This window comes from Variovorax endophyticus (genome assembly GCF_025376855.1).
In the GTDB taxonomy this organism is placed as follows: Bacteria; Pseudomonadota; Gammaproteobacteria; order Burkholderiales; family Burkholderiaceae_C; genus Variovorax.
This window is the reverse complement of the sequence record NZ_JAHUTH010000037.1, coordinates 59,659-72,393: the sequence shown is the minus strand read 5'-3', so window position 1 is coordinate 72,393 and position 12,735 is coordinate 59,659. Positions and strand designations below refer to the sequence as shown.

The 12,735-nt window shown below is 71.7% G+C and carries 10 protein-coding genes; all 10 read right to left on the bottom strand.

Annotation, left to right across the window (positions count from 1 at the left end):
- Positions 1 to 5: 5 nt before the first annotated feature.
- Positions 6 to 1,415, bottom strand: coding sequence for an FAD-binding oxidoreductase (locus tag KV106_RS34670; protein WP_261216278.1), 1,410 nt, complete (start codon positions 1,413 to 1,415; stop codon positions 6 to 8).
- Between the two features lie 15 nt (positions 1,416 to 1,430).
- Entirely contained in the window at positions 1,431 to 2,195 is a 765-nt protein-coding gene (locus tag KV106_RS34665) for an ABC transporter ATP-binding protein (protein WP_261216277.1), read from the bottom strand.
- Positions 2,192 to 3,979, bottom strand: coding sequence for a branched-chain amino acid ABC transporter ATP-binding protein/permease (locus tag KV106_RS34660; protein ID WP_261216276.1), 1,788 nt, complete (start codon positions 3,977 to 3,979; stop codon positions 2,192 to 2,194). Before KV106_RS34660 ends, KV106_RS34665 begins: the two co-directional genes overlap by 4 nt.
- The gene (locus tag KV106_RS34655; protein ID WP_261216274.1) at positions 3,976 to 5,013 is read right to left on the bottom strand and encodes a branched-chain amino acid ABC transporter permease; all 1,038 of its coding nucleotides are present in this window, start codon (positions 5,011 to 5,013) and stop codon (positions 3,976 to 3,978) included. The genes KV106_RS34660 and KV106_RS34655 overlap by 4 nt, the downstream gene beginning before the upstream one ends.
- 22 nt (positions 5,014 to 5,035) lie before the next feature.
- Positions 5,036 to 6,202 (bottom strand): ABC transporter substrate-binding protein, encoded by a 1,167-nt coding sequence (locus KV106_RS34650; RefSeq protein WP_261216272.1) that lies wholly within the window; start codon positions 6,200 to 6,202, stop codon positions 5,036 to 5,038.
- A 51-nt stretch (positions 6,203 to 6,253) separates the two neighbouring features.
- A complete protein-coding gene (locus KV106_RS34645) occupies positions 6,254 to 7,267 on the bottom strand; it encodes a 2Fe-2S iron-sulfur cluster binding domain-containing protein (protein ID WP_261216270.1) in 1,014 nt (337 codons plus the stop codon).
- Between the two features lie 20 nt (positions 7,268 to 7,287).
- Positions 7,288 to 8,397, bottom strand: a complete 1,110-nt coding sequence (locus KV106_RS34640) for a hypothetical protein (RefSeq protein WP_261216268.1) — start codon at positions 8,395 to 8,397, stop codon at positions 7,288 to 7,290.
- 72 nt (positions 8,398 to 8,469) lie between these two features.
- On the bottom strand, positions 8,470 to 9,690 hold the full coding sequence (locus KV106_RS34635) for a CaiB/BaiF CoA transferase family protein (protein ID WP_261216266.1): 1,221 nt from the start codon (positions 9,688 to 9,690) through the stop codon (positions 8,470 to 8,472).
- Positions 9,687 to 11,048, bottom strand: coding sequence for a phenylacetate--CoA ligase family protein (locus KV106_RS34630; RefSeq protein ID WP_261216264.1), 1,362 nt, complete (start codon positions 11,046 to 11,048; stop codon positions 9,687 to 9,689). Before KV106_RS34630 ends, KV106_RS34635 begins: the two co-directional genes overlap by 4 nt.
- A 34-nt stretch (positions 11,049 to 11,082) precedes the next feature.
- Positions 11,083 to 12,735: a phenylacetic acid degradation protein PaaN gene (gene paaN, locus KV106_RS34625; RefSeq protein WP_261216263.1), complete on the bottom strand. Its 1,653-nt coding sequence runs from the start codon at positions 12,733 to 12,735 to the stop codon at positions 11,083 to 11,085.

Sequence of the window (12,735 nt, the reverse complement as noted above, 5' to 3'; positions counted from 1 at the left end):
AAGATTCAAACGCCGCGTTGCCGCAGCACCTTCCCCGGATTCATGACCCCGCGCGGATCGAGCGCCTGCTTGATCGCCGCCATCACGCGCATCGAGGCGCCGCGCTCGAGTTCGAGGAAGTCGAGCTTGCCGTAGCCGATGCCGTGCTCGCCGGTGCAGGTGCCGCCCATCGCGATGGCGCGGCGCATCAGCCGCGCGTTGAGCGTCTCGGCGCGCGCCATCTCGTCGGCATCGGCGGGATCGACCACCACGCACAGGTGGAAGTTGCCGTCGCCCACGTGGCCGCACATGGGCGCGGTGAGCCCGAGCTCCTCGACGTCGGCGCGCGCCGCCAGCACCGCCTCGCTCAGGCGCGAGATCGGCACGCAGGCATCGGTGGGCATGCCCTGGCAGCCGGGGCGCAGCGCGAGCGCGGCCCACCACACGTCGTGGCGCGCCTGCCAGAGCCGGCTGCGCTCCTCGGGCGTGTCGGCCCAGGCGAAGCCCACGCCGCCATGCTCGGCCGCGAGCTCCTCGGCCACGCGCACCTGCTGCGCCACGCTCTCGGGCGCGCCGTGGAACTCGAGGAACAGCGTGGGCATGACCGGCAGCCCGAGCTTCGCGTAGCGGTTGCAGGCCTCGACCTGCTGCGCATCGAGGAACTCGATGCGGCCCACCGGCACGCCGGTCTGCATGATCGCGGTGACCGCGTCGATGGCCGCGCGCAGGTCGGGAAAGCCGCAGCGCGCGGCCGCGATCCGTTCGGGCAGCGGATGCAGCCTGAGGCCCACCTCGGTGACGATGCCCAGCGTGCCCTCGGCGCCGGTGAACAGGTGCGTGAGGTCGTAGCCCGCGGCCGACTTGCGCGCGCGCCCGCCGGTGCGCACCACCTCGCCGTCGGGCAGCACCACCTCGAGCGACATCACGCTCTCGCGCATGGTGCCGTAGCGCACGGCGTTGGTGCCCGAGGCGCGCGTCGACACCATGCCGCCGATCGAGGCATCGGCGCCGGGGTCGATCGGGAAATGCAGGCCGCTGCCGTGCAGCGCCGCGTTGAGCTGCTTGCGCGTCACGCCGGCCTGCACGCGGCAGTCGAAGTCGGCCTCGTGGATCTCGAGCACGGCATTCATTCGCGAGAGGTCGATGCAGATGCCGCCATGCAGCGCCGCGACGCCGCCTTCGCACGAGGTGCCGGTACCGAACGGGATCATCGGCACCGAGGCCGCGTGGCACAGCCGCGCGACCGCGGCCACCTCCTCGGTCGACTCGGCGAACACCACCGCGTCGGGCGCATGCAGCGGATGGAAGGACACGTCCTTGCCGTGCTGGTCGCGCACCGCCTGGCCGGTCGCGCAGCGCTCGCCGAAGCGTTCGCGCAGCTGGTGGATCACGGCGGCGACGGGGCGCTCGCGCGACGCGAGGGATTCTTCGTTCATCGGGGGTCTCCTTCTTCAGGCCGCCAGCTTCTCGGGCGGCATCGATTCGATAGCGGCCGAGGGCGCCGCGGCCCGCCCCAGGTAGCTGTCGGCGACCCGCGCGTCGCGCGCGACCTCGGCGGCTGGCCCCTGCAGGCTCACGCGGCCCATCTCGAGCACGTAGGCATGGTCGGCCACCTCGAAGGCGGCGCGCGCGTTCTGCTCGACCAGCAGGATCGCCACGCCCTGCGCCTGCAGCCGCCGCACGGTGGCGAAGATGTCGCGCACCACCAGCGGCGCGAGCCCCAGGCTCGGCTCGTCGAGCAGCAGGATGCGCGGGCGCGCCATCAGCGCGCGGCCCAGCGCGAGCATCTGCCGCTCGCCGCCCGAAAGGGTGTGCGCGAGCTGCGCATGCCGCTCGCCCAGGCGCGGGAACAGCGCATACACGCGCTCCATCTCGGCGGCGATCGCGCGCCGGCCCGCGCGGCGCCAGCAGAAGGCGCCGAGCTCGAGGTTGTCGGCCACGCTCATGGTGCCGAACAGGTCGCGCTGCTCGGGCACCAGCGCCAGGCCCATGGCCACGCGGCGCTCGGGCGAGACGAAGCGCAGGTCGGTGCCGTCGAGCCGCACCTCGCCGCTCATCGGCAGCCGGCCCATGAGCGCGGCCAGCAGCGTGGACTTGCCGGCGCCGTTGGGACCGACCACGGTGACGATGCCCGAGGGCGGCACCGACACGTCGACCTCGTGCAGCGCCGGGATGCGGCCATGGAACGCGCACAGGGCGCGGGCTTCCAGCGTCATGCCGCGCTCCCCAGGTAGGCCTGCTGCACGCGCGGGTCGTCGCGCACCGCCTGCGCCTCGCCCTCGGCGATCTTCTGGCCGAACTGCATCACGACCAGGCGGTCGGCGATGTCCATGATGAATTCCATGTCGTGGTCCACGATGAGCACGGTCACGCCCTCGCCGCGCAGCTGCTTGAGCAGCGCGGCCAGGGTCCTCTTCTCCTGGTGCCGCAGGCCCGCCGCGGGCTCGTCGAGCAGCAGCAGCTGCGGGCGGGCGCACAGGGCGCGCGCGATCTCCAGGATGCGCTGCTTGCCCAAAGGCAGGCTGGCGGCGGGCGCGTCGGCGAGATCCTCGAGGCCGCAGCGCCGCAGCTGCGCCAGCGCCATGGCTTCGATTGCGGCCTCCTCGCGGCGATCGAGCCGCAGCATGGCGCGCAGCCAGCCGTCGCGCCCGAGCAGGTGGCAGCCGAGCGCCGCGTTGTCGCGCACGCTCATGTCGGCCACCAGCTTCACATGCTGGAAGGTGCGCGCCACGCCGCGCGCTGCCACGTGGCGCGCGCCGAGCGCGTCGATGCGCTGGCCGCGCAGCAGGATCGCGCCGGCGCTGGCGGGCAGGAGGCCGGTGATCAGGTTGAACAGCGTGCTCTTGCCCGCGCCGTTGGGCCCGAGCAGCGCGACGATCTCGCCGCCGCGCACCTCGAAGGAGACGCGGTTGACCGCGACCAGCCCGCCGAAGCGCTTCTCGGCCCCGTCGACGCGCAGCAGCACCTCGCCCGGCGCGGCGGCTGCGTGCTGCACGGGCGCGCGCAGCTCGACCGGTGCGCCGCGCGGCGCGGTCCGCCGTGGCACGGCGGCCGCGAAGCGCGTCCAGCGCGCGAGCAGCGGCCACAGCCCCGCGTTGGCGCGCGCGAGAATCAGCAGCATCAGCACGCCGAACACCGCCATCTCGAAGTTGCCCGAGCGGCCGAGCACCGCCGGCAGCACGTCCTGCAGCACCTGCTTGAGCACCACCACCACGCCGGCGCCCGCGAGCGCACCCCACAGCGCGCCCACGCCACCCATCACCGCCATGAACAGGTACTCGATGCTCATCTGCAGACCGAAGGGCGTGGGATTGAGGAAGCGCTGCATGTAGACGTAGAGCCAGCCCGCCATGCCGGCCAGGCCCGCGGCGGTGCAGAACACCGCGACCTTGAGCCGGAACGCATGCGCGCCGAAGGCCTCGGGCAGGTCGGCGCCGGCGCGCAGCGCGCGCACCGCGCGGCCCAGCCGCGAATCGAGCAGGTTGCGCACCAGCCAGAAGGCCAGCGCGAAGCCCAGCGCGATCAGACAGAACATCGAGCGCTCGGACGCGAAGTCGAAGCCGAACAGGTTCAGCGCCGGGATGCCCGCGAGGCCGTTGAAGCCGCCCAGCGGCTCGACGATGCCGAGCCCGTAGTAGACGACCACGCCCCAGGCCAGCGTGGCCAGCGACAGGTAGTGGCCGCCCATCGAGAGCGTGAGCGCGCCGATGCCAGCGGCCGACAGCGTGGCGAGGGCAACGCCGGCCAGCAGCGTGGCCCAGCCCGGCACGCCGTGAGCCACCGCGAGGTAGCCGGCCGCATAGGCGCCGATGCCGACGAAGGCCGCCTGGCCGAAGGAGATCAGGCCCGCGAAGCCGGTCATCAGCGTGAGCCCGAGCGCCACCGTGGCGTAGAGCAGCACGAAGCTCGCGAGCGTGACGTAGTAGCTCGAGGCGAACAGCGCCACGCCGGCCGCGGCCGCCACGGCGACCGCCGCGAGCATCCAGGAACGAAGCGTCATGAAGCCTCCTGCGAATGCGGGTCGGCCAGCGAACGCCACAACAGCAGCGGCACGATCAATGCGAACACGATGATCTCCTTGGCGGCGCTCGCGCCGTAGGACGAGAAGGCCTCGAGCAGGCCCACCACGAGCGAGCCCGCGGCGGCGAGGACGTAACCCGAGAGCCCGCCGACGATCGCGCCGACGAAGCCCTTGAGCGCGAGCAGGAAGCCCGAGTCGTAGTAGATGGTGGTGAAGGGGCCGATCAGCACGCCCGAGACCGCGCCGATGAAGGCGGCGATGGTCAGCGCCAGTTCGCCCGAGTGGTCGGGCGAGATGCCGACCAGCCGCGCGCCGTCGCGGCACACGGCGGTGGCGCGCAGCGCCTTGCCGCTCAGCGTGTGGCCGAAAAAGGCGAAGAACACGGCCACGAGCACGGCGCTCGCCGCCACCACCGCCAATGTCTGCGGCGCCACCGGCAGTCCCGCGAGCAGGCCGGCCGGCAGTTCGAAGCCCGGCAGCCGCGAGCCCTCGGGCCCGAACACGTACAGGCCCAGCGCCACCAGCACGAAGTGCAGCGCGATCGCCGCCACCAGCAGCACCAGCGGCGAGGCATTGCCCATCGGCCGGAACACCGTGCGGTAGATCAGCGGCCCCATCGCCGTGACCAGCGCCACCGCCGCGGCCGTCTGCATCCAGGCCGGCGAGCGCGCATCGACGCCGAACGAGGCGAAGGCGCAGGCCGCCAGCGGCAGCGCGCCGAGCAGCGCGAGCCGGCCGCCGAGCCCCGCCAGGTTGCGCTGCCGCAGGCGCTCTGCCGTTTCCATGCCGCAGGCCAGCAGGGCCACCGCCGCCACCGGTACCGCCAGCCCCGGCGCCTGGCCCTGCTGGAAGGCCGCGATGGTCAGCACGCTGGCGCTGACGAATTCGCCCTGCGGGACGAACACGATGCGCGTGACGGTGAAGACCATCACGAGCGCCAGCGCCAGCAGCACGTAGACCGCGCCGCTCGCGAGGCCGTCCTGCACCAGCAGGCCGAAGATCTGCATGTCCATGATCTGTAGGGTCCGCCGCGCGTCAGGGGATGTACTTCCAGCTGCCCTTCTCGATGCGCACCATCACCCGGCTGCGCTGGTCCAGGCCGATGTGGTCCTTGGGCCCGAGGCTGTAGACGCCGTTGGTGGCATGCAGGTCCTGCGTGGACTCGATCGCGTCGCGCAGCGCCTTGCGGAATTCGGGCGTGCCGGGCTTCGCGCCCTTGAGCGCGCGCGGCGCGGCGTCCTGCAGGATCAGCGCCGCATCCCAGAGGTAGGCGGCGAAGGTGGAGCGGTGGCCCGCGTTGGGCAGCGCCTCGTACTTGCGGATGAATTCGAGCGAGGGCTTCTTCGCCGGATGGCTGTCGGGCAGCTGCTCGGCCACCAGCACCGGGCCGGCCGGCACGAAGGTGCCCTCGAGCTTGGCACCGCCCACGCGCAGGAAGTCGTTGTTCGCCACGCCATGGGTCTGGTAGACCTTGCCGCGGTAGCCGCGGTCGAACAGCGTGGCCTGCGGCAGCACCGCGGGCGTGCCCGAGGCCGCGATGAACACCGCGTCGGGCTGCGAGGCCAGCAGCTTGAGCACCTGCCCGGTGACCGAGGCATCGGTGCGCGTGTAGCGCTCGTTGGCCACCACCTCGATCTTGCGCAGCTCGGCGAGCTTGCCGAACTCGCGCCACCAACCTTCGCCGTAGGCGTCGTTGAAGCCGATGAAGGCCACGCGCTTCACGCCGTTGTCGGCCATATGCTTGACGATCGCGGTCGCCATGTGGGTGTCGCTCTGCGGCGTCTTGAAGGCCCAGCGCTTGCGGTCGTCCACCGGCTCGACGATGGCGCCCGAGCCCGCGAGGCTGATCATCGGCGTGCCGCTCTCCAACAGCACGTCGAGCACGGCCAGCGAGTTGGGCGTGAGGCTCGGCCCGATCAGCAGGTCGATCGCCGACTCGGAGATCAGCTTGCGCACGTTCTTGACCGTGGTCGAGGTGTCGGACGCGTCGTCGAGCAGGATGTAGTTGACCTTCTCGCCGCCCGCGGTGGCGGGCAGCACCGACACCGTGCGCTGCTGGGTCACGCCCACCGAGGCCGCGGGCCCGGTGGCCGAGACCACCACGCCCACGTTGATGTCGGCCCGCGCGCCCGAGAGCGCCGCGAAGCACAGTGCCGCGCCGAAGGCGGCGGCCCGGAAGCGGGCCTTTGCAATCTCGATCATCGTTGTCTCCTTTTATGTATCTGTCGTACCGGGAAAAAAATCGAAAGCGCGCTAGGTCTGCGCCACCGGCGTGAAGCTGTCAGCGGAGATCGCCGTGCTCGCCATGCCCAGCGCGATGCAGGTGTCGGAACAGGCAGCGACGAAGCCCGGCGAGCCGCCGATCACCGCGCGGGCGCCGGCCAGCGAGTCGTGGTTCTCGCGCAGCCACGAGGGCGCGTACTGCTGCCTGGTGCAGAAGCGGCTGCGCGCCTCGGTCACCAACAGCGCATAGCGGAAGTTCGGATGCGCGCGGGCCAGCCCCGCGAGGCGGTCCATCAGCATCAGCTCGGCGTCGTCGCGCACCGAGAACAGCAGCGTCATCGGGCTCGTGTCGCCGTGCGCGAGCGCGTCCTCCAGGATCGAGAGCACGGGCGCCAGGCCGGTGCCGCCCGCGAGGCCGAGCACCGGGCCCTCGCCTTCGGGCAGCCGGCAGGTGCCGTAGGGACCGGTCACACCGACGCTGTCGCCGGGCTGCAGCAGGTCGTGGATGTGGCCGCTGGCCGCGCCGCCCGGATGGCGCGCGACCAGCAGCTCGATCAGGCCCGCGGCCGAAGGCACGGTCGCGAGGCTGTAACGCCGGTGCGGCGACAGGCCCGGCAGCGCGAGCTCGACATAGGCACCGGCCTGCGCCTCGAAGCGCGCCGGCTCGCTCGCCTGCAGCACCAGCCGCCGCACGCGCGGCGTGAGCGGGGTGTTGCACAGCACGCGTGCCTCGAAGCTCTGCACGGCCGAGCCCTCGCCGCCCGGGATCGGCTGCACCGTGCGCAGATGCACCTCGGCGCTGAGTGGCCGTGCCTGGCACATCAGGCAGAAGCCCTCGGCGATCTCCTGGTCGGAGATCGCGAGGCCCAGCGACCAGCCGTTGTCGACCGTGCCCTGCGTGACGCGCGCCTTGCACATCCCGCAGGAGGCGCCGCGGCACTGGTGCGGCAGCACCACGCCCTGCGACAGCGCGGCGTCCAGGATGATCTCTCCCTCGGGGACGCCGAAGCGGATCGCCTCGTTGACGAGGATCGTTCGGCTCATGTTCATCGATGTCATGCGGCCTAGAAGATCGGGATCACCTTCTCGGGATCGAACACCACCTCCTTGCCCTCGATGCCGACTTCGGGCAGCGCGGGGAATTCGATGCCGTAGGGGTCGAGGTTGGCCTTCATGCGCAGCACGGCCGTCTTCCAGTTGGCCTTGCGCTCGTCGAGCGTGAGGATGCCCAGCCCGGCGCTGCGCGCGACCTCGTCGATCTGGCGCTGCGCGGGGATGAAGGTGGGCGGCAGCTTCCAGAACTGCTCGGGCGGCTCGTGCAGGATCCCCGAGAGGAACACGAAGCCCGCGCGCAGCTGGATGCTGATCATCTGCTTGTCGTCCTCGGTGAGCACCGGCAGCAATTTCTGCAGCACCGCCAGGCAGATGCCCAGGTGGCGGCCCTCGTCCTGGCCGATGCGCTTGAAGGCTTCCTTGAACACCGGGATGGTGGTGCGCTGGTACATGCCGTGGAACAGCGTGCTCGAGGCCACCTCGCCGAACAGGAAGGAGGTGAACAGGATCGCGAGCGGGTACTTGTCGACGCCGTTCTTGAAGCCGGTCCAGTAGCGCGAGCCGTTGTAGTAGAGCCACTCGATGTTGTTGCGCGCGAGATGCCCGAGCGGCGTCTCGGGCACGTAGCCGAGCGGACCGCCGGGCGTGAGGCGCTTGATGGCGCGCCCGCACACTTCCTCGTGGTTCATCTCGTCGCGCACGACCGAGAAGAAGCACTTGCGCACCGGGTCCTCTTCCTTGCTCTCGTAGGTGTGGATCATGGCGCGCGCGAACACCGACGGCCCCGAGCCGTCGAACACCGCGAGCAGCGAGAACCAGTAGGCCATGGCGTAGCGCTGGTCGAGGCTGTAGTCCTCCACGCGCAAGGTGTCCCAGGGCAGCGTGTGCGGCGACCAGCCCGGATCGCGCGCGGCGTCGTAGATGTCGTAGAGCTTGGGTGTCTCCACATGCCACTCGAGCGGGAAGATGTTGGGCCCGTCGATGCGGGGCGCGGCCTCGATCTCGGCGAGCAGGGCCTGTGGATCGGGCATGGCTAGCACCTGCTCGGGCGGCGGGGTCAGCGCGCGCGCGAGCGCGGCGGTGTCCTGGGCGTTGTCCTGGTGGGTGGGGGACGGGTTCATCGGGAATCTCTCCTTGTCATGTGTTCGGATGGGAGGGGTGGTGGACCTTTGATAAGCCTTCCAGACGGCATATCAATTGGCAAAGGAAGAGCGCGCGTGCGGAATCGCGCCCGCGCGGGTGGCTTCGGCGAGTTCGTCTTCGCCGAGCCCGGCGGCGCGCAGCACCTCGAGGCTGTGCGCGCCGAAGGCCGGCGCCGCGGTGCGGTAGCTGGCCGGCGTGCGCGACAGCGACACGGCCGAGGCCACGCCCATCTGGCCACCGGCCTCGACGAAACGCTCGCGGTGCAGCGCATGCGGATGCATGCGCACCCCGCCGACGTCGAGCACCGGGCCGCAGGGCACGCCCGCGCGCATCAGCTCCTGCGCGATGGCCTCGCCGTCGCGCGTGGCCAGCAGCGCCTCGAGCTCGGCCTTGAGCGCCGCCGCGTTCGCGAGCCGCTCGCTGTTGTGCGCGAAGCGCGGATCGTCGGCCAGCTCGGCGCGGCCCAGCAGCGCGACCAGGCGGCGGAACTGGCCGTCGTTGCCCACGGCGATGAACACGCCGACGCTGCGCGTGGCGAAGGCATCGTAGGGACAGATGTTGGTATGCGCGTTGCCGCTGCGCCCCGCAACGCGGCCCGACAGGAAGTGGTTGGGCAGGTGCGGATGCATCAGCGAGACGCCGGTGTCGAACAGCGTGGCCTCGACCGACTGGCCCCGGCCCGACAGCTCGCGCTCGCGCAGCGCCATCAGGATGCCGATGACCGCGTGCAGCCCGGTCGCGATGTCGATCACCGGGATGCCCATGCGCAGCGGCGCGCCGCCGCGTTCGCCGTTGACCGACATCAGCCCGGTCATGGCCTGCGCGACCGCGTCGTAGCCCGGCAGGCCGCCCAGCGGGCCGTCGGCGCCGAAGCCGCTGACGCGGCAGTGCACCAGGCGCGGGAAGCGTTCGCGCAGGAAGTCCTCGTAGCCGATGCCCCAGCGCTCGAGCGTGCCGGGCTTGAAGTTCTCGACCAGCACGTCGGCGTCCGCCAGCAGGCGCAGCAGCAGCGCGCGGCCCTCGGGCAGCGAGAGGTCGAGCGCGACGCCCTGCTTGTTGCGGTTGACGCCGAGGAAGTACGACGCCGCACCGTCAAGGAAGGGCGGGCCCCAGTCGCGCGTCTCGTCGCCCTGCGGCGGCTCGACCTTGATCACCTGCGCGCCATGGTCGGCCAGCATCTGGGTGCAGAAGGGACCGCCTAGCACGCGCGAGAGGTCGATCACGCGCAGGCCGGCCAGCGCGCCCGGCGTGGTTTGCGTCGTGTGCGTCATGCCGGGCTGGCCTCCGCTGCGGTGCGCCGCAGCACGCGCGTGGCCTTGGCCTCGTAGCGCGGCAGCACGCCTTCGTCGTGGCAGCGCACCTCGCACGTGAGGCCCAGCCGGGCCTTGAGCCGCGCGCGCACCTCGCGCGCCAGGTCGTCGCCCGTGCAGGCCGTGCCGGGCACGCGCTCCACGGCCACCTCCATGTGGTCGAGCACGCTGCGCTCGCTGTCGATGTAGATCTGCCAGGCATCCTTGGCCAGGCCCTCGACGCCCGCGATCACGTCCTCGATCTGCGAGGGATAGACCAGCACGCCGCGCACCTTGAGCATGTCGTCCGAGCGGCCGATGATGCGGCCGATGCGCGCATAGGCATGGCGGCCGCAGGCGCAGCGGTAGGGCTGGGCCGAGCGGCGCACCAGGTCGCGCGTGCGCCAGCGCAGCACCGGCGAGGCCTCCTTGTCGAGCGTGGTGAACACGATCTCGCCGACCTCGCCCGGCGCCACCGGGCGCAGGGTTTGCGGGTCGAGGATCTCGCTGAGCACGCTGTCGTCGTTGACCAGGTGCATCTCGTCGTCGCCGTGCGAATGCGGGCAGGAGACGCCGAGCACCGGCCCGCCGGCCTCGGTGGTGCCGTAGATGTTGTGCGCCAGGAAGCCCTCGGGCATCAGCGCCTCCATCTCGCTGCGGAAGGTGGCCGACACCGACTGGCCGCCGAACAGCCCCACGCGCAGCGCCCAGTCGCGGCGCGGGTCGATGCCGGCCTTGCGCGCCTGCTGGATCAGCGTCATCAGCCACAGCGGCGACATGGTCGTGACCGTGTGGCGGTGGTCGCGCAGCCACTGCACCATCAGCTCGCCGCGGCCCGGGCCGACGGGGAAGTTGACCGCGCCATAGGCCTTGAGCGCCTCGTCCATCGAGCTGCCGCCGATCCACAGGCCATAGCCGTAGCCCTGGTAGACGCGGTCGCCCGCGCGCACGCCCACGGTGCGATAGATGCGCGCGAGCTGGCGCACCAGCGTGTCTTCCCAGTCCTTTTGCGTGAAGCCGAACAGCACCGGCAGGCCCGTGGTGCCCGAAGTCGCGCAGAAGCGCACCACCTGCTCGAGCGGCACCGTGAGCAGGGGGTACGGATAGAGCGCGCGCAGGTGGCTCTTCTCGAGCAGCGGCAGCGCCTGCAGCGCGGCGCGGTCCTTCAGGTCGAGGGGCGAGGCGCCGGCCGCCGCGAAATGCGCCTGCCACTGCGGCGAGTGCGCGAGCCGGCGGCCGAGCGCGGCGAGCTTGGCGTCCTGGCGCGCCTGCAGTTCGTCGAGCGACAGGAAATCGTCGGCGGCATCGGCCGCGGCCTGCGCATTGCGGGATTCGGTCATGGGGCGTCTCCTTTGTTCTTGGGGCGGTCGCGCCTCAGGCGGCGAGATAGCGGCGCGTCTGCAGCACCCGGAAGCGCGGCAGCACGAAGGCGGTGTCGCACAGCGCGGCGTTGCCGGCCGCGTTGTGGCCGCTCACGTGCAGGTCGCTGAAGGCGGCGGACTGGTTCACCAGCACCGGGCCGGTCATGTCGAGCGTGAGGTGCACGCCGGCATCGGCAGCGGCGAGCTTGGCGCGGCGCACGAAGGCCTCGTCGCGCGAGTACACCGACCAGGTGATCGCGCCGCGCGAGCGCGTGACCTCGTGCGCATGCCGCAGCGCCGCGTCGGCGTCCTCGGTCACGATCAGCAGGCTGATCGGGCCGAAGTGCTCGCGCGCGATGGTGTCCAAGGCTTCGGGCGGCACGGCGTACAGGGCCGGCGTGCGCAGCACCGCATCGGGCAGATCGGGATGCGCGAGCCGGCGCGAGGCGAACACCGGCTCGCCGAGCGATGCCGCCTCGACGGCGCGCGCCTCGGTGGCATCGCTCTGGATCGCGCCCAGCAATTCGATGGCGCGCACCGGATCGGCGACCAGCTTGCCGACCGCCCCGGCGAGGTCGGCCTTGAAATCCTCGACCGTCTTCGCCGTGCCGTCCTGCAACCGGATGCCGGCGCGCGGCAGGTAGATGCTCTGTGGCGTGGTGCACATCTGGGCGCTGTAGAGGCTCAGCGTGAGCGCGAGGTTGCGCACCAGGCCGGGGTAGTCGCCGGTGCTTTCGATCAGCACCGCGTTGACGCCCGCCTTCTCGGTGAAGACATGGGCCTGGCGCGCGTGGCTTTCGAGCCAGTCGCCGAACTCGGGACCACCCGTGAAGTCGATCAGCTTCACGCGCGCATCGAGCGCGAGCGCCTTGGTCTTGGGCGCGGCGCGCGTGTCGACCAGCAGCTGCACCACGTCGGCGTCGAGGCCCAGGCCCGCGAGCACCGTGCGCGCCGTGTCGACGCACAACGCGAGCGGCAGCACGGCCGTGGGATGCGGCTTCACGACCACCGGGTTGCCCGTGACCAGGCTCGCGAACAGGCCGGGGTAGGAATTCCAGGTCGGGAAGGTGGCGCAGCCGATCACGGCCGCGATGCCGCGCGGCAGGATCTCGAAGGTCTTCTCCACGCGCAGCGGCCGGCGCGCATCGGGCTTCTCCCAGAGCACGCGCGCGGGATAGGCGCCCATCTCGCGCATGGCGATGGCCACGGCCTCGAGCGCGCGGTCCAGCGCATGCGCGGTGCCGGCCTGGAAGGCCATCGCGAACGGCTGGCCACAGGCATGCATGCAGGCGAAGGCCATCTCGAAGGCACGCTGCTGCAGCGCGTCGAGGATCTCGAGCGCCACCGCAGCGCGCTCGGTCGGGTCCAGCGCGGCCCAGGCCGGCGCGTCGGCCTCGGCGCGCGCGAGCACGGCATCGACCGGCTCGTCGGCATAGGCGGTGTCGAAGGGCACGCCGAAGGCGCTGCGCTCCTCGCCGCGGATCGCGCCATCGCGCCGCGTCCAGGCCGCGCGCACGGCGGCCTCGCCGGCTTCGCGCGAGCCGTCGGCGTAGACGGGATGCGTCGGATCCTCGGGATAGGCGCTGTGGTAGCCGCGGCGGGCCACGGCGGCGATCGCATCGGCCAGGCGGGCGGCGTGTTTCAGTTGCAGGTCTTGGAGGGTCAT

Coding starts and splice junctions, on each gene's coding strand:
- KV106_RS34670 (WP_261216278.1), bottom strand. CDS start 1,415: ATGAACGAAGAATCCCTCGCGTCGCGCGAGCGCCCCGTCGCCGCCGTG.
- KV106_RS34635 (WP_261216266.1), bottom strand. CDS start 9,690: ATGACGCACACGACGCAAACCACGCCGGGCGCGCTGGCCGGCCTGCGC.
- paaN (WP_261216263.1), bottom strand. CDS start 12,735: ATGACCCTCCAAGACCTGCAACTGAAACACGCCGCCCGCCTGGCCGAT.
- KV106_RS34665 (WP_261216277.1), bottom strand. CDS start 2,195: ATGACGCTGGAAGCCCGCGCCCTGTGCGCGTTCCATGGCCGCATCCCG.
- KV106_RS34640 (WP_261216268.1), bottom strand. CDS start 8,397: ATGAACCCGTCCCCCACCCACCAGGACAACGCCCAGGACACCGCCGCG.
- KV106_RS34645 (WP_261216270.1), bottom strand. CDS start 7,267: ATGAGCCGAACGATCCTCGTCAACGAGGCGATCCGCTTCGGCGTCCCC.
- KV106_RS34650 (WP_261216272.1), bottom strand. CDS start 6,202: ATGATCGAGATTGCAAAGGCCCGCTTCCGGGCCGCCGCCTTCGGCGCG.
- KV106_RS34630 (WP_261216264.1), bottom strand. CDS start 11,048: ATGACCGAATCCCGCAATGCGCAGGCCGCGGCCGATGCCGCCGACGAT.
- KV106_RS34660 (WP_261216276.1), bottom strand. CDS start 3,979: ATGACGCTTCGTTCCTGGATGCTCGCGGCGGTCGCCGTGGCGGCCGCG.
- KV106_RS34655 (WP_261216274.1), bottom strand. CDS start 5,013: ATGGACATGCAGATCTTCGGCCTGCTGGTGCAGGACGGCCTCGCGAGC.